Source organism: Rhizobium album (assembly GCF_003122325.1).
In the GTDB taxonomy this organism is placed as follows: Bacteria; Pseudomonadota; Alphaproteobacteria; order Rhizobiales; family Rhizobiaceae; genus Metarhizobium; species Metarhizobium album.
The window spans coordinates 1-14,813 of sequence record NZ_QFBC01000018.1 but is presented as its reverse complement, the minus strand read 5'-3'; the positions used below and the strand labels follow the sequence as shown (position 1 = coordinate 14,813).

General features: G+C 61.1%; 14 protein-coding genes, 1 tRNA gene and 1 pseudogene. 5 read left to right on the top strand and 11 right to left on the bottom strand.

Annotated elements, in window-relative coordinates; genetic code table 11:
* Nucleotides 1-31 precede the first annotated feature (31 nt).
* Nucleotides 32-91: pseudogene (locus DEM27_RS35105) on the bottom strand (hypothetical protein); the annotation flags it as partial.
* 136 nt (nucleotides 92-227) lie between these two features.
* Here DEM27_RS35105 and DEM27_RS34200 point away from each other — a divergent pair.
* Both DEM27_RS34200 and DEM27_RS27145 read left to right on the top strand, forming a co-directional pair.
* Nucleotides 228-494: a hypothetical protein gene (locus tag DEM27_RS34200; RefSeq protein ID WP_165823634.1), complete on the top strand. Its 267-nt coding sequence runs from the start codon at nucleotides 228-230 to the stop codon at nucleotides 492-494.
* A complete protein-coding gene (locus tag DEM27_RS27145) occupies nucleotides 491-1,873 on the top strand; it encodes a M20/M25/M40 family metallo-hydrolase (RefSeq protein WP_109461389.1) in 1,383 nt (460 codons plus the stop codon). Before DEM27_RS34200 ends, DEM27_RS27145 begins: the two co-directional genes overlap by 4 nt.
* A gap of 337 nt (nucleotides 1,874-2,210) precedes the next feature.
* On the opposite strand, the gene phoB is transcribed toward DEM27_RS27145, so the two are convergent.
* The 7 genes from phoB to phoR form a co-directional block, all read right to left on the bottom strand.
* Nucleotides 2,211-2,894: a phosphate regulon transcriptional regulator PhoB gene (gene phoB / locus DEM27_RS27140; RefSeq protein WP_109461388.1), complete on the bottom strand. Its 684-nt coding sequence runs from the start codon at nucleotides 2,892-2,894 to the stop codon at nucleotides 2,211-2,213.
* A gap of 30 nt (nucleotides 2,895-2,924) precedes the next feature.
* Nucleotides 2,925-3,638, bottom strand: a complete 714-nt coding sequence (phoU, locus tag DEM27_RS27135; protein ID WP_109461387.1) for a phosphate signaling complex protein PhoU — start codon at nucleotides 3,636-3,638, stop codon at nucleotides 2,925-2,927.
* A 47-nt stretch (nucleotides 3,639-3,685) separates the two neighbouring features.
* On the bottom strand, nucleotides 3,686-4,501 hold the full coding sequence (gene pstB, locus DEM27_RS27130) for a phosphate ABC transporter ATP-binding protein PstB (protein WP_109461386.1): 816 nt from the start codon (nucleotides 4,499-4,501) through the stop codon (nucleotides 3,686-3,688).
* Between the two features lie 14 nt (nucleotides 4,502-4,515).
* Nucleotides 4,516-5,838 (bottom strand): phosphate ABC transporter permease PstA, encoded by a 1,323-nt coding sequence (gene pstA / locus DEM27_RS27125; protein WP_109461385.1) that lies wholly within the window; start codon nucleotides 5,836-5,838, stop codon nucleotides 4,516-4,518.
* On the bottom strand, nucleotides 5,835-7,319 hold the full coding sequence (gene pstC, locus DEM27_RS27120; RefSeq protein WP_109461384.1) for a phosphate ABC transporter permease subunit PstC: 1,485 nt from the start codon (nucleotides 7,317-7,319) through the stop codon (nucleotides 5,835-5,837). The genes pstA and pstC overlap by 4 nt, the downstream gene beginning before the upstream one ends.
* A 185-nt stretch (nucleotides 7,320-7,504) precedes the next feature.
* Nucleotides 7,505-8,539: a substrate-binding domain-containing protein gene (locus DEM27_RS27115; RefSeq protein WP_109461383.1), complete on the bottom strand. Its 1,035-nt coding sequence runs from the start codon at nucleotides 8,537-8,539 to the stop codon at nucleotides 7,505-7,507.
* Nucleotides 8,540-8,734: 195 nt separating this feature from the next.
* Nucleotides 8,735-9,991: a phosphate regulon sensor histidine kinase PhoR gene (phoR, locus tag DEM27_RS27110; protein ID WP_109461382.1), complete on the bottom strand. Its 1,257-nt coding sequence runs from the start codon at nucleotides 9,989-9,991 to the stop codon at nucleotides 8,735-8,737.
* A gap of 204 nt (nucleotides 9,992-10,195) precedes the next feature.
* Between phoR and ppk2 the strand changes: the two genes are divergently transcribed.
* On the top strand, nucleotides 10,196-11,077 hold the full coding sequence (gene ppk2 / locus DEM27_RS27105) for a polyphosphate kinase 2 (protein ID WP_109461381.1): 882 nt from the start codon (nucleotides 10,196-10,198) through the stop codon (nucleotides 11,075-11,077).
* 65 nt (nucleotides 11,078-11,142) lie between these two features.
* Here the strand turns inward: ppk2 and DEM27_RS27100 are convergent, their stop codons facing one another.
* Nucleotides 11,143-12,300 carry a hypothetical protein gene (locus DEM27_RS27100; RefSeq protein WP_109461380.1) on the bottom strand — a complete coding sequence of 386 codons (1,158 nt, stop codon included), beginning with the start codon at nucleotides 12,298-12,300 and terminating at the stop codon, nucleotides 11,143-11,145.
* Nucleotides 12,301-12,550: 250 nt separating this feature from the next.
* Between DEM27_RS27100 and DEM27_RS27095 the strand changes: the two genes are divergently transcribed.
* Nucleotides 12,551-13,510 (top strand): NAD(P)H-dependent flavin oxidoreductase, encoded by a 960-nt coding sequence (locus DEM27_RS27095; protein WP_109461379.1) that lies wholly within the window; start codon nucleotides 12,551-12,553, stop codon nucleotides 13,508-13,510.
* A 164-nt stretch (nucleotides 13,511-13,674) separates the two neighbouring features.
* A tRNA-Thr gene (locus DEM27_RS27090) sits at nucleotides 13,675-13,750 on the top strand.
* A gap of 103 nt (nucleotides 13,751-13,853) precedes the next feature.
* On the opposite strand, the gene DEM27_RS27085 is transcribed toward DEM27_RS27090, so the two are convergent.
* Entirely contained in the window at nucleotides 13,854-14,144 is a 291-nt protein-coding gene (locus DEM27_RS27085; RefSeq protein WP_109461378.1) for a MerR family transcriptional regulator, read from the bottom strand.
* A complete protein-coding gene (locus DEM27_RS27080) occupies nucleotides 14,144-14,380 on the bottom strand; it encodes a hypothetical protein (RefSeq protein ID WP_109461377.1) in 237 nt (78 codons plus the stop codon). Before DEM27_RS27080 ends, DEM27_RS27085 begins: the two co-directional genes overlap by 1 nt.
* Between the last annotated feature and the right edge of the window lie 433 nt (nucleotides 14,381-14,813).

The window sequence follows — 14,813 nt, the reverse complement described above, 5'->3', positions numbered from 1 at the left end:
GTCGAAAGGCGATGACGAAGGCAATCCAGCAGCCGACGACAACGGCGACCGCCGAAAAGGTCGTCAGCGATGCATTGTATGCTATCGGCATTTTGGCCTCGTAAGCGAGCATGGCAATGAAATGCGTCGCCCAGATGCCGGTCCCGCTCGACAGCGCCGCGGCGGCGACGGTCCAGCCTTGCCGGCCGTTTCCAGCCTGTTGCGCCTGAGACAGAAGCAGGACCGTTGTGACGCTGCCGACGATGCAAATGACTGCTGCAGCCGCAACCATCGGCCAGCTATGGGTGTCACCGATGCAGGAAATGAGCGTATACATGGCACCTCCAATACGTGTGCCAAATGTAAATTACACAACTCTAATTTATCGTAAAAATACACAAAACGAGAATCATCTCCTTTTGCGTGTATCGGAAAATTTTCGCGGCGCGCGCCTCGAATCCAGCGAAGCTTTGCTCTATCGTCCTGTCTCTTTCGTGCAAGGAAAAGAAAAATGACAGATTTAGCTCCCGTTCTCGACAGCGCCGACACCAACCTGGAGGCAAGCCTCGGCAGGCTTTTCGAGCTGATCAGGATCAGGTCGGTCTCCACGGATCCTGCCTTCAAGGCCGAATGCCGCAAGGCGGCGGAGTGGCTTGTCAGGGAACTGACGGCGCTCGGTTTCGATGCGTCCGTGCGCGACACGCCCGGTCACCCGATGGTCGTCGCCCATCACGACGGCGCGACGCCGGATGCGCCGCATGTGCTGTTCTACGGGCATTACGACGTGCAGCCGGTCGATCCGATCGAGCTTTGGGAGACCGATCCGTTCGAGCCGTCGCTGAAGGAGGAGGCCGGCCGCAAGGTGATCACCGGCCGCGGCACCTCCGACGACAAGGGCCAGTTGATGACCTTCGTCGAGGCCTGCCGCGCCTATAAACAGGTCAATGGCAACCTTCCCTGCCGCGTCACCATCCTGTTCGAGGGCGAGGAAGAGTCGGGTTCTCCGTCGCTCAAGCCGTTCCTGACCGCCAATGCCGAGGAATTGAAGGCCGATTGCGCCCTCGTCTGCGACACCGGCATGTGGGATCGGGAAACGCCGGCGATCTCCTCCAGCCTGCGTGGCCTTGTCGGTGAAGAAGTCACCGTCATCGCCGCCAGCCGCGACCTGCATTCCGGCATGTATGGCGGTGCTGCCGCCAACCCGATCCGCATCCTGACCAGCATCCTGGCCGGCCTGCATGACGAGACCGGACGCGTCACCCTGCCCGGCTTCTACGACGGCGTCGAAGAAACGCCCGACGACGTCAAGGCGAGTTGGGCCAGGCTTGCCGGCAACGACAAGGATTTTCTCGGCGATGTCGGCCTGTCGCTGCCGTCAGGCGAGAAGGGCCGCTCCATCCTGGAACTGATCTGGGCGCGGCCGACGGCCGAGATCAACGGCATCGTCGGCGGCTACACCGGCGAAGGCTTCAAGACGGTGATCGCCGCCAAGGCATCGGCAAAGATTTCTTTCCGCCTTGTCGGCCAGCAGGATCCCGCCGCGATCCGCGAAAGCTTCCGCGCCTATGTGCAGTCGAAGATCCCGGCGGATTGCAAGGTCGAGTTCCACGAGCACGGCGGCTCGCCGGCCATCCACCTGCCCTATGATTCGGCGCTGCTGCAGAAGGCCAAGGAGGGATTGTCACGGGAATGGCCGAAACCGGCCGTCGTCATCGGCATGGGCGGCTCGATCCCGATCGTCGGCGACTTCCAGAAGATGCTCGGCATGGAATCGCTTTTGATCGGTTACGCCCAGAGCGACGACCGCATCCATTCGCCGAACGAAAAATACGACCTCGTGTCCTATCACAAGGGCATCCGCTCCTGGATCCGTGTCCTGGACGCGCTTGCCTGATCGGTCAGACGCCCCTTCCGCCGAGCGGCGAAAGGGGCGACCAACCGCCGAAAAGCAAAAAGGCCGGGCAAGCCCGACCTTTCCTCATTCGCTTCGACGCCAGTGCCAGTACATCCGTGGTCAAAGGCGGAAGCGAGTATGCCTGTCATGGCCCATTCCGGTTCGAGGTTTTGAAGACCTGCCCCGGATCGGGCCTGTGAAGAACATGGTGTTCCGAAATAGTTAATTTTTGGTTAACCATCCCGGCCGCTGTACCCTAGATGGTACCGGCCGGACGGAAATGCAAGGACCGTGGGCAAATTCCTTCGTCCACGGTCCCGCAGGCAGGCTGCGACAATCACGCTTCCATGGAATAACCCGCGCCGCGAACGGTGCGGATGACATCCTGCATGTTGGAGAAGTTCAACGCCTTGCGCAGGCGTCCGACATGCACGTCCACCGTCCGCTCGTCGACATAAATGTCGTGTCCCCAGACGCCGTCGAGCAGCTGCGACCGCGAAAAGACGCGGCCCGGCGACGCCATCAGGAATTCCAGCAGGCGGAATTCCGTCGGGCCGAGGCGAACCTCGCGGCTCTTGCGGTGGACCCTATGCGTTTCGCGATCGAGCTCGATGTCGCCGCATTTCAGCAGGCTGGACAGGACTTCCGGACGGGCGCGGCGCAACATGGCCTTGACCCGGGCCATCAGTTCCGGCGTCGAGAAGGGTTTGACGACATAATCGTCCGCCCCCGTCGAGAGCCCACGCACCCGCTCGCTTTCTTCGCCGCGCGCGGTCAGCATGATGATCGGCAGACGCTCGGTTTCCGGCCGCATCCTGAGCCGCCGGCACAATTCGATGCCGGAGACGCCCGGAAGCATCCAGTCGAGGATCAACAGATCCGGGGTGCGCTCCTGAAGGCGTATTTCCGCCTCGTCGCCGCGCATGATCGTATCGACCTCGAAACCTTCGGCTTCGAGATTGTAACGCAGGAGGACGCTGAGCGCCTCCTCGTCTTCCACAACAGCTATTCTCGGTAACATCCGACCTGAAGCTCCGTTCAATCCGGTCCGTTATTCGGTGACCGCGCCGACCGTGTTCGAGGTGTCGTCCTTCGGACGTTCCCCTTCCGGCTGGGCGCCGGTGGTCATGTAGTAGATCGTTTCGGCAATGTTGGTCGCATGGTCGCCGATACGCTCGATGTTCTTGGCGCAGAACAGGAGATGCGTGCAGCTGGTGATGTTGCGCGGATCTTCCATCATGTAGGTCAGGAGTTCGCGGAACAGCGAGGTGTACATCGCGTCGATTTCTTCGTCGCGCTCGCGGATCGCATTCGCCTTTTCAGCCGAACGGTTGGTGTAGACGTCGAGCACTTCCTTGAGCTGCACCAGCGCCAGTTCGGACAGGTGCTCGATGCCGCGGGCGAGCTTGCGCGGCACGCCCGAACCCTGCACGGCGATGACGCGCTTTGCCGTGTTCTTGCCGAGATCGCCGACCCTTTCCAGATCGGAGGCGATACGGATCGAGCCGATGATTTCACGCAGGTCGGCCGCAACCGGCTGGCGGCGGGCGATGGTGATGATCGCCTTGTCGCCGACTTCGCGTTCGGCGGCGTCGAGGATGACGTCGTCCGAAATGACCTTCTGCGCCAGTGCGGCATCCGAATTCACCAGCGCGCGCACGGCATCGCTGACCATCTGTTCCGCAAGCCCGCCCATTTCCGAAATGCGGCGAGACAGGAACTTGAGTTCGTCGTCATAGGCCGAAAGAATATGTGTCGATACCATGATCGTTTTCCTTGAAAGAGAATGTCAGCGTCAACAGCCGGAAAGCATCAGCCGAAGCGGCCCATGATGTAGTCCTGGGTGCGCTGGTCGTCCGGATTGGTGAACATCTTGTCGGTATCGTTCTCTTCCACCAGATGGCCGAGATGGAACATGGCCGTGCGTTGCGACACGCGGGCGGCCTGCTGCATCGAGTGCGTCACGATGACGATCGTGTAGTTGGTGCGCAGTTCGTGGATCAGTTCTTCCACCTTGGCGGTGGCGATCGGATCGAGTGCCGAGCAGGGCTCATCCATCAGGATGACTTCCGGGCTGACGGCGACGGCGCGGGCGATGCACAGGCGCTGCTGCTGACCGCCGGAGAGACCGGTGCCGGACTCGTGTAGACGGTCCTTCACTTCGTTCCACAGGCCGGCGCGCTGCAGGCTGGCCTCGACGACCTGGTCGAAATCGGCCTTGGACCTGGCAAGGCCATGGATCTTCGGACCGTAGGCGACGTTTTCGTAGATCGACTTCGGGAAGGGGTTGGGCTTCTGGAAGACCATGCCGACGCGGGCGCGCAATTCGACGACGTCGATGTTCGGATCGTAGATATCGTCGGCATCCAGCGTGATCTTGCCGGTGACCTTGCAGTTGTCGATCGTGTCGTTCATGCGGTTGAGGCAGCGCAGGAACGTCGACTTGCCGCAGCCCGACGGACCGATGAGCGCCGTGACGGTGTTTTCGCGGACATTCAGGTTGACGTCGTAAAGGGCGCGCTTTTCGCCGTAATGGACGGAGACGTCCTTGCCGATCATCTTCAAAGCAATGTCGTTCATTTTCTTGTCCAGCGCCTTTTCAACTGCTGCTTCTGACATCATGTTCATATCATTCACTCCGTTTACCAGCGACGCTCAAAGCGACGGCGCAAGAGGATGGCTCCGAGGTTCATGAGGATGAGGAACAGGAGGAGCACGATGATCGCACCGGAGGTACGCTCGACGAATGCGCGCTCGGCCTCGTTCGCCCACATGTAGATCTGTACCGGCAGTGCCGTGGAAGGTTCGAGCGGCGTGCCGGGAATATCCGCCACGAAGGCGACCATGCCGATCAGCAGCAGCGGCGCGGTCTCGCCGAGCGCATGCGCCAGGCCGATGATCGTGCCGGTGAGGATGCCGGGCATGGCGAGCGGCAGGACGTGATGAAACACCATCTGCATCTTCGACGCGCCAAGGCCGAGGGCGGCCGAACGGATCGATGGCGGCACGGCGCGCAGCGCGGCGCGGGTGGCGATGATGATCGTCGGCAGGGTCATCAGGGTCAGCACCAGACCGCCGACCAGCGAAGCCGAACGGGGGAAGCCGGCGAAATTGATGAACACCGACAGGCCGAGCAGGCCGTAGACGATCGACGGAACGGCGGCGAGGTTGTTGATGTTCACCTCGATCAGGTCCGTCAGCTTGTTCTTCGGCGCGAACTCCTCGAGATAGATCGAGGCGGCAACACCGATCGGCAGGGACAACGCCAGCACGATCAGCATCAGGTACAACGAGCCGACGAGGGCGACGCCGAGGCCTGCGGCTTCCGGACGGCTGGAGTTGCCGGATGTGAACAGGCCGGTGTTGAACTGCTTTTCAATGGCGCCGGCCGACTTCAGCTGGTTCATCCAGCCGATCTGGGTATCGGAGACCTTGCGGTTTGCTTCCGGAACGTTGAGATCGATCTGGCCCTTGTTCGCCGAATCGATGTTGGCGTCGGCGAGGAAGGTGACATTCACGGTCGTACCGATCAGCGCCGGGTTGGCGACAACGAGGTTGCGCAACTGGATCGGCGCGCCCTTCGAAATCATGGCAGCCGCTTCGCGAACCTCGGTGCGCTTCGACGGATCGATGCCGAGCTGCTTGACGATGGCGTCGCGAACGACGGCCGGATAATTGGCGGCAATGAGCACCGAGGGATCGGTGGCGCGCTTGTTGTCCGGATCGATCAGCTTTTCGGAAATCTCGACCGGGATGGTGATCGCCGTCTGCTGGAAGGCGGTGTAGCCGTTGCGGATGACCGTCGACAAAAGCAGGATCAGGAAAACGACGCCGAAGGTGATGGCGGCGATGCCGTAGGCCCGGAAGCGGCGCTCGGCGGCATAGCGACGCTTGATGCCGATATCGCGGCGTGGCGCGGCGGCCGGAGAAACCGCCCCGGCGACGGGGGAAACAATATTCGTCATTCGTACTGCTCCCGGTATTTGCGCACGATATAGAGCGCATAAATATTGAGGCAAAGCGTGATGCAGAAGAGCGTGATGCCGAGCGCGAAGGCGACCAGCGTCTGCGGCGAGGTGAACTCGAGGTCACCCGTCAGCTGGCTGACAATCTTCACGGTCACGGTGGTCATCGGCTCGAACGGATTGATGTCGATACGGGCAGCAACACCGGCGGCCAGAACCACGATCATGGTCTCGCCGATGGCGCGCGAGGCGGTCATCAGCAGGGCGCCGACGATGCCCGGCAGGGCCGCCGGCAGGATCACCTTCTTGATGGTTTCCGAACGCGTCGCGCCAAGACCGAGCGAACCGTCGCGCATGGCGCGCGGCACCGCGGTGATGATGTCGTCGGAGAGCGACGAGACGTAGGGGATCAGCATGATGCCCATGACGATACCGGCAGTCAGGACGCTCTGCGCCTGGATGAAGTTCATGTAGTTGCCGGTAACCAGGCCGTTGACCTGTTGCGACAGGTCGCGCAGGAACGGACCGACGGTCACGAGGGCGAAGAAGCCGTAGACGATGGTCGGGATGCCGGCCAGGACTTCGAGAAGCGGCTTGGCCAGCGAGCGCAGGCGAGGCGAGGCATATTCGGCCATGTAGATGGCGGCGAAAAGGCCGACCGGCACGGCGACCAGCATGGCAACGAAGCCGATATACAACGTTCCGGCGAGCAGCGGGATCAGACCGAACTGGCCTTCCGTAGACGTGCCGCCGGCGCCGGCGAAACGCGGATCCCACACCGTGCCGAAGAAGAAGTCGCTTGCAGGCACCATGGCGAAGAAGCGGGCCGCTTCCGACAGCATCGACAGGACGATGCCGATCGTCGTCAGGATGGCGATGGAGGAAGCAACGATCAGGCCCCAGAGCATGACGCGCTCGACCTGGTTGCGGGCACGAAAGCGCGGAGCGACGGAACGCAGGCCGTAGGCCGCGCCGGCGACCGCCAGCAGGAGCACCACGCCCGTCATCACCAGACGGCTGACGGCGGTCTTGGCGGTGAGGTTCTTGGCACCTTCGATCATGTAGGGTTCGGCGGCGCCGGCAAGCGGAACGCCCTTTTCACCCAGCTTCGCCTGGATGTCGATCGAGCCGTCGGTAATGCCGGCAACCTCTTCCGCGGTCAGCTTGGGCAGGCCGCGGGCAATGGCCGAAACCATGCCGTAATTGAGGTTCTGCGTCGCCGCAGGCTGCGCCTTCACCTCATCGGGGAATGCGCCGCGAATGGACGTTTCGATGATCGACGGGCTGATCGAAAGCCAAAGCGCGAGCACGATCAGCGACGGCAGCATGGCCCAGACGGCGGCATAAGAACCGTAATAGCCGGGGCGGGAATGGAGATTGGAGGACTTGCCCCCAGAAAGAGCATTGGCACGCGAACTCGCCATCACATAGGCGGCGATGCCAATCACCAGCAGGCTCAATAATATCAGAGATGTACTCATTCTTGCTTCCCCCGGGCGAAAAGCCCTGGAAAACCGGAGCAGCAACGCTGTCTCAAAGACGGTTTTCCGACGATGACCCCAGTCTCAAGGAATATCAAAAATCCGCCGACAAGCCTGAAACGGCAAGCAATCCGGACATCATAAAGAATGCCGGCGCAGCATGGAGACCGCGCCGGCAGACACTATTACATGGTTTTGCCTTCTTCGACCGACTTGCGAATCTCTTCGCGCTCGGCGTCCGGAGCGGCAACCAGACCGTATTCGGCCAGCGGGCCTTCCGGGCCGATCATCTGGTCGGCAACGAAGAAGTTGACGTATTCCTTCAGGCCCGGGATGACGCCCAGATGTGCCTTCTTGACGTAGAAGAACAGCGGACGGGAAACCGAGTATTCGCCCGAAGAGATGGTTTCGGTCGACGGAGCGACGCCGCCTACGGTCGCAACCTTCAGCTTGTCAGCGTTGTTTTCGTAGAAAGCGAGACCAAATACGCCAACGCCGGTCTTGTTGGCAGCGATACGGGCAAGCGTTTCGGTATAGTCGCCGTCGATATCGACAGCAACGCCGTCCTTACGTACTGCGATGCACTTGGCGGAAGCTTCCTTGGCGTCGGAGATCAGGCCCTTGATGACGTCGGTCGAGCCGGCTTCCTTGCAGCCTTCCTTCATCACCTTTTCTTCGAAGACTTCGCGGGTGCCGTGCTTGGAGCCCGGAATGTAAGCAGCGATCGGGCCCTTCGGCAGGGTGTCGTTGATTTCAGACCAGTCCTTGTAGGGGTTGGCAACGAGCTTGCCGTCGACGATGACTTCGGCTGCGAGAGCCTTGTAGATGTCCTTCGCCTCGATCTTCATGTCGCCGTTCGAGGAGTCGGTTGCGAAGACGATGCCGTCGTAGCCGATCTTGACTTCCTGGATCTCGGTAACGCCGGCTGCCTTGCAGGCTTCGGCTTCCTTTTCGTTGATCTTGCGCGATGCGTTCGCGATGTCGATCGTGTCCGGGCCTACGCCCTTGCAGAATTCCTTGAGGCCAGCGCCCGTGCCACCAGACTCGACGACCGGCGTCTTGAAGTCCGGGAAGGTCTCGCCGAAGCTTTCAGCGACGATCTTGGCATAAGGCAGAACGGTCGAGGAACCGGCGACCTGAACCTGGTCGCGAGCAGCAGCGGCGCCGGCAAAGGCCACGGAGGCAACCAGGGCTGCAGCAGAAAGTTTGAGAATGGTCATAAAAGGATCTCCCAGTATGGGCTTGTGTGGATCGCGAGGCCGCGGCAAGACCTGTATGCCAGCCCTCGGCAGGACCTGTCTTAGACCCTGTTACCCTGACCTTTTATGTCACTTCGGTGAAACATTTATGACATGCTATCCGGTTGAAAATACTTGCTGTTTATAAGATTTAAAAGTTCTGTCGCGACTTTTATGTCAAAAACGGACGGTAAATTCCGTTCCCTTGCCGATCTGGGAGCGGACAAGCAGCCGCGCTCGGTGGCGCGTCAGAATATGCTTGACGATGGCGAGGCCGAGACCTGTGCCCTTCTTGGACCGGCTGGCCTCGACATTGACGCGGTAGAACCGCTCCGTCAGCCGCGGCACATGCTCGGCGCCGATGCCCGGACCCTTGTCGGAAACGGTGACTTCGGTGGGCTGCCCCTGCTCGCTTCTCAGCCAGACATCGACGACCTTACCCTCCTGGCCGTATTTGCAAGCGTTCTCCATCAGGTTTTCGAACACCTGGACCAACTCGTCGCGGTCGCCCCAGACTTCCGCCTTGCCCTCGGGCAGATGCAGGTTGATGGATACGTCCAGATCACTGGCCAGCGGCAGCAGCGCATCGCGGACATGGCCGAGAAGCGGTACAAGATCGACACTCTCATCCGGCGCGAGGTGCGATTTCAGCTCAAGCCGCGACAGCGACAGCAGATCGTCCACCAGCCGGCTCATGCGCGTCGCCTGGTCGAGCATGATGCCGAGGAAACGCTCCTGCGCCTTCGGGTCGTTGCGGGCCGGCCCCTGCAGCGTTTCGATGAAACCGCGCAGCGATGCCAGCGGCGTGCGCAGTTCATGACTGGCATTGGCGACGAAGTCGGTGCGCATCCGGTCGATGCGGCGCAGTTCCGAAATATCCTTGAAGGACAGCAGATAGAGCTTTTCCGCCCGGCCCCCGGCCGCCGGCAGGTCCACCGGCGCAATCCGCACGATATAGACCCGCTCCGACGGCAGGCGTTCGGAATGCTCGATCTGGTTCGGCTCGTCGGTGGCAATCGTCTCGCGGACCATGTCGAGAATGCCCGGCGACCGCAACCGGGCGCTGATATGAGCACCCGGCACAATGACGTCGAAGGCCCGGACGGCCGCCTTGTTCTGGTAGAGGACGCCGGCGTCCCTGGAGAGAACGAAGACGGGAAGATCCAGCGCCCCCAGCGCGGCGCTGGCGACCTGCAGGGCACTTGCGGGTTGCGGCATGGCCGGCGCGATCTGGCTGATCGCCGGCGTTTCCTCCCGCTCCGCCGCAACCGGCAACTGGCGGAGGAGGATGACCGCCACCAGCACCAGCCAGAGACCGGCAACCGCATAGATATGCACGCCCGAAACGATGGCCAGCACGGCAATCGACGCCGAAGCCAGCAAGATCGTCCACTCCTGTTGAAGCCTCGCCCGAAGCCGGCCCCAATATGCCACCCCTATCGTCAAAATCACCGCACCCCGATTGCCCCATACGCGAAACTTCTGGATAACCTGAATTGATGACAGAAGTTTGCGACGACTTCCACAGCCGATCGCCGGCCTGTCGAAACATGGCTGTTGATCGGCGTGAATAGCTTGAATTCACATGGCAAATGTGCCCTGCTTCAGCTCCACTCACGAAAGGGAACGGACAGAGCCATGGTAGAAAAGACGGAAAGCCGGTCGGTCGATCTGGAAATAGGCGGCAAGCGCCGCGCATTCGACATAGACAATCCCGTCCTGCCCGAATGGCTTGACGAAGCCGCGCTGCAATCGGGCAATTTTCCCTATAAGAAGAAGCTCGGCGAGGAAGAATACGTCAAGGATCTCCAAAAACTGCAGGTCGAGCTGGTCAAGGTGCAGTTCTGGCAGCAGGCGACAGGCCAGCGGGTCATGGCGCTGTTCGAAGGCCGGGACGCCGCGGGAAAAGGCGGCGCGATCGCCGCGACCACGTCCTACATGAACCCGCGCACGGCTCGAATCGTCGCGCTTGCCAAACCGACTGAAACGGAACGTGGCCAATGGTATTTCCAGCGCTACGTCACGCATTTTCCGACGGCCGGCGAATTCGTGCTCTTCGACCGCTCATGGTACAACCGCGCCGGCGTCGAGCCGGTCATGGGCTTCTGCAAACCGGAAGAGTATGAAAAATTCCTCAAGCAGGTGCCGCGCTTCGACAAGATGATCGTCCAGGACGGCATCCATTTCTTCAAGTTCTGGCTCGATCTCGGTCGCGAAATGCAGCTCAAGCGCTTCCACGACCGGCGCCATGATCCGCTGAAGGTCTGGAAGCTGTCGTCGATGGACATTGCCGCCCTGACCAAATGGGACGACTACACCGAAAAGCGCGACCGCATGCTCAAGGAAACCCATACGGACGATGCGCCCTGGACGGTGGTTCTGGCGAACGACAAGCGCCGCGCCCGGCTCAACCTGCTGCGCCATATTCTCCACGCGTTGGATTATGACGGCAAGGACAAGAATGCCATCGGCGAGATCGACGACAAGATCCTCGGCTCCGGCCCCAAGATGCTGAAATAGGCTGACGGTACGGCAAAACAAAAGGACAGGGCATTTCTCGCGGTTCGCAGGAAGCGAAGAGTGCCCTATTGGCCCGGCAGGATCCGCGCCGCCGAAAGGTAGACGCCCTTGCCCTTGCCTTCGAGATCGCTGCTGATTTCGAGGGCGCCGGAAGAACTCGGCGCCATGGACCGATCGAAGACCACCTGGAAAAGCACGTCGCTCTGCTGTTCGGTGACGGTGAAACGATGACGGCCACAATTGCCCAGGCTGGCGAAGGCACATTCGACAACGACCTGCGTCGGTTGTTGCGACGCCGACCGCAGGGTCAGGGCGATGGTCGAACGCTTGCCGGCCAGCGCCTGCAGCACGGCCGGCGGAATTTCGAGGCCAACGGTGCCGTCATCGCCCGTGCCGCTCGACGTGATGCGCACCGACGGCCCCGCACCATCGGAAACCGCCTCGACCGTGGATTTCCCGTTGGTCTTGATCCGGCTGATCTCGCCGGGCTTGAAAATCTCGATCCAGTCATCCGAAAAACCGTTCTGCGGATCGAGCGTCTGCAATCCGCTGAACTGCTCGCTGTTTTCCGGGGCCGGGCGCACCTCGTCGGTCTCCAGCGATGCCTCCTGCCAGAAACGCTTCATTTCATCGACAAGCCCGGAATTCATCACCCACCACGCCGTACCGCCGACTGCGGCAAGCAACATGCCGTAGATCAGCAGGGCGGACAGGAAACCTGCGCCGCGCCGGCTCCTGCGGGCAACGCGGTCCGGCCTGACATCGAGCGGAGAAGCCTCCGGCGGAGCCGTATCGGTCGCCACCTGGGCCTGCCGGGCCACCGGCGCTTCCGACTGTCGGGCAACACGTTCCACCTGCAGGCCGCTCAGGTCGCCGCCGGAGTGTCCACGTTCGGAGGAAACGGTCTTCGTCTCGCCCAAAACCTCGTCGACGGCATGCCGTTCCGGCACGTCCCGTTCGACACGAAGTTCCGGTTGCGGCAAAACGGTATCCACCGCTTCGGCCGGCGCCAGGCGGGTGCGCTCCTCGACCTCGATTTCGTGGATCACCCGCTCGAGCCGCTGGCGCTGCATGGCAACCGTTTCCGGATCGTGGATATCCTGCTTGCGCAAGCCGGTTTCGAGCGCCTGGCGCGCCGACTGATAGATACGGGCCCGGATTTCCGCACTGGAACGATCGCTTCGCTGAAGCGCGTTCCTGATGGCCGTTTCCAATCCGCTCACACTCTATCCCTTGTCACGACGCCGACACGCTTCCGACCTGCCTCTCGCGGCCCGGTAACGATTCGGTAACGATAAGCTGGCCGAAGCGCAAGCCTTGCACCACGGCCTCGCAGTTTTTGCCCGCCGGAAAATTCCGCCGTCCTCGCCGCAGGCCAGCCCCAGCATACATCGAACGAGCGATGAAGGCGCTTTTGCGCTTCAGGCATTTTTGCTATCCATCCAGCCCCGATCTCCGCGATGGAAAGAAAAGATGAGTCTTCCCGCCGTCCTCAGCAATCATTTGCGGCTGCCGCTGATCGGCGCGCCGCTGTTCATTATCTCCCATCCCGCCCTGACGATCGCCCAATGCAAGGCCGGCATCATCGGCGCCTTTCCCGCCCTCAACGCCCGGCCGGAAAGCCAGCTCGACGAGTGGCTGGCGATGATCACCGAGGAACTGGCGACACACGACGCCCGCCACCAGGACCGACCCGCCGCCCCCTTCGCCGTCAACCAGATCGTTCATAGCTCCAATAAACGGCTGGAGCATGACCTGGCGATGTGCGTCAAATACAAGGTTCCCGTCGTCATTTCTTCGCTCGGCGCGGTGCCCGAGGTGAACGACGCCGTGCATTCCTATGGCGGCATCGTGCTGCATGACGTCATCAACAACCGTCATGCCCATTCGGCTATTCGCAAGGGCGCCGACGGGCTGATCGCCGTGGCGGCCGGCGCCGGCGGCCATGCCGGCACGCTGTCGCCCTTCGCGTTCGTTTCGGAAATCCGCACGTGGTTTTCCGGCCCGCTCGTGCTGTCCGGTGCCATCGCAACCGGCGGCGCCATCCTGGCGGCGCAGGCGATGGGCGCGGACATGGCTTATGCCGGTTCGCTGTTCATCGCCACCGAAGAAGCCCGGGCGAGCGACGCCTACAAGCAGATGATCGTCGACAGCACGTCGAGCGACATCGTTTATTCCAGCCACTTCACTGGCGTGCACGGCAACTACCTGAAACCATCGATTCGCGCCGCCGGCCTGGATCCGGACGCACTTCCCGACGGCAGCGCCGCAGACATGAACCTCGGAAAGGAAGAAAGCGGCGCCCGGGCATGGCGCGATATCTGGGGCTCCGGCCAGGGCATCGCCGCGATCAAATCCGTCGAGCCGGTCTCGACAGTCGTCGACCGTCTGGAACGCGAATACCGGCAGGCCCGCGAACGCCTTCGCCTCTGAATGCCGCACCCGGGCACCGGAGCACGGGCACGGGGCTTGCCAGCAGGCAATTGAACGAAGGATGCAAGTTTTTCGGATATCTCCTCACTCAGCGCTTGAAATCCTCGTTCAATGCCTGTATCAGCCCGCTTGCAGACGGGGTTTGGACCTCCTCCCCGTTACAGGCCGCTTTAGCTCAGTTGGTAGAGCACGTCATTCGTAATGACGGGGTCACGTGTTCGAGTCACGTAAGCGGCACCATTCAATTTCAAGCACTTAGACTACCACTTCGGCGGCCTAGTTACCCCAGGATTTTTTGCCGGGGTAACGAATAGGGTAACCAGAGGCCGGATTTCACCGTTTTTCATGCCGCCAGTTCGTGAAGCCCGTTGGCCGTTACCACAGCTTTCAAGTGTCCAGCCTTGCATTGCCCGCGCTCATGTGGAGCTTTGATTCGCCCGAGCCTCACCGCTTCGACATGGCCGTCTATGAGGCTGCCAAGGCGGAAGAAGCCCTTACGGGCGGCCGGCCGGATAAAGCCATCGTCGACAAGGGCGCGTAGTTGCTGAACGGAGACATGTAAGGCGCGGGCCGCATCGTCCCTGCCAACGAGCCAATCCCGTAGACACTTCTTGCTATCGCGATAGACAGCCATCAGGCAGCCTTCATTCGCGGTGTGCTGGACGGCGCAGTAAGCTGACAAAAGGCCTGGTGCACTTCGTCCTGCTTGTCACGGGGGAGCTTTTTGAATTGCTTGATCGTAATGCCAAGCCCGAAAGCCAGCGTGGCAAGGTGCTGATTCTCGCCGCGGATCACTCGTATTCGTTGATGCCGCCACATGTTTGGCAGGCGGTAGACTCCAATGTCTTCGATTGCGATTTCGGTCAACATTTGTGATCCTCTCGCGGGGGCGCCAGGAAGATAGCAATTGTGAACAAAGATTTCCACTGACCCTAAATTTCGCGAACAATCCCCCGAGCCTCTTTTGATATCTTTTGCTTGTTTTTGAAAGTCTGGTGCTTGAAGACGACCGGACAGGGGGTAGAGACCTTTAAGGCGCCCCCGGGAAAATCGCATCGATCATGATGTCAGTCAGATACCCTGCGCCGAAGAACGCTTGCGGGCGCTTTCAAAACAGCGAATGCTCTGGTGTGGCGGCCTTGTTCTTAACTCGCTTAAAAATTGGACGCCGAGTATGGATCGTGTCCCAGGAGATGGTGTAGCTTCGGCGATCGCCGTGCCTTCCGGACAGAGCCGGGCATTGATCAGCTTGCTGCTGGCAGGCTGATGAGCGGATCATCGCTCATCGCGGCGATGGTTTCCA

Bases quoted from the DNA above. Each gene is read 5' to 3' on its own strand.
- DEM27_RS27145 (WP_109461389.1), top strand. From the start codon at position 491: ATGACAGATTTAGCTCCCGTTCTCGACAGCGCCGACACCAACCTGGAG.
- phoB (WP_109461388.1), bottom strand. From the start codon at position 2,894: ATGTTACCGAGAATAGCTGTTGTGGAAGACGAGGAGGCGCTCAGCGTC.
- phoU (WP_109461387.1), bottom strand. From the start codon at position 3,638: ATGGTATCGACACATATTCTTTCGGCCTATGACGACGAACTCAAGTTC.
- pstB (WP_109461386.1), bottom strand. From the start codon at position 4,501: ATGAACATGATGTCAGAAGCAGCAGTTGAAAAGGCGCTGGACAAGAAA.
- pstA (WP_109461385.1), bottom strand. From the start codon at position 5,838: ATGACGAATATTGTTTCCCCCGTCGCCGGGGCGGTTTCTCCGGCCGCC.
- pstC (WP_109461384.1), bottom strand. From the start codon at position 7,319: ATGAGTACATCTCTGATATTATTGAGCCTGCTGGTGATTGGCATCGCC.
- DEM27_RS27115 (WP_109461383.1), bottom strand. From the start codon at position 8,539: ATGACCATTCTCAAACTTTCTGCTGCAGCCCTGGTTGCCTCCGTGGCC.
- ppk2 (WP_109461381.1), top strand. From the start codon at position 10,196: ATGGTAGAAAAGACGGAAAGCCGGTCGGTCGATCTGGAAATAGGCGGC.
- DEM27_RS27095 (WP_109461379.1), top strand. From the start codon at position 12,551: ATGAGTCTTCCCGCCGTCCTCAGCAATCATTTGCGGCTGCCGCTGATC.
- DEM27_RS27085 (WP_109461378.1), bottom strand. From the start codon at position 14,144: ATGGCTGTCTATCGCGATAGCAAGAAGTGTCTACGGGATTGGCTCGTT.
- DEM27_RS27080 (WP_109461377.1), bottom strand. From the start codon at position 14,380: ATGTTGACCGAAATCGCAATCGAAGACATTGGAGTCTACCGCCTGCCA.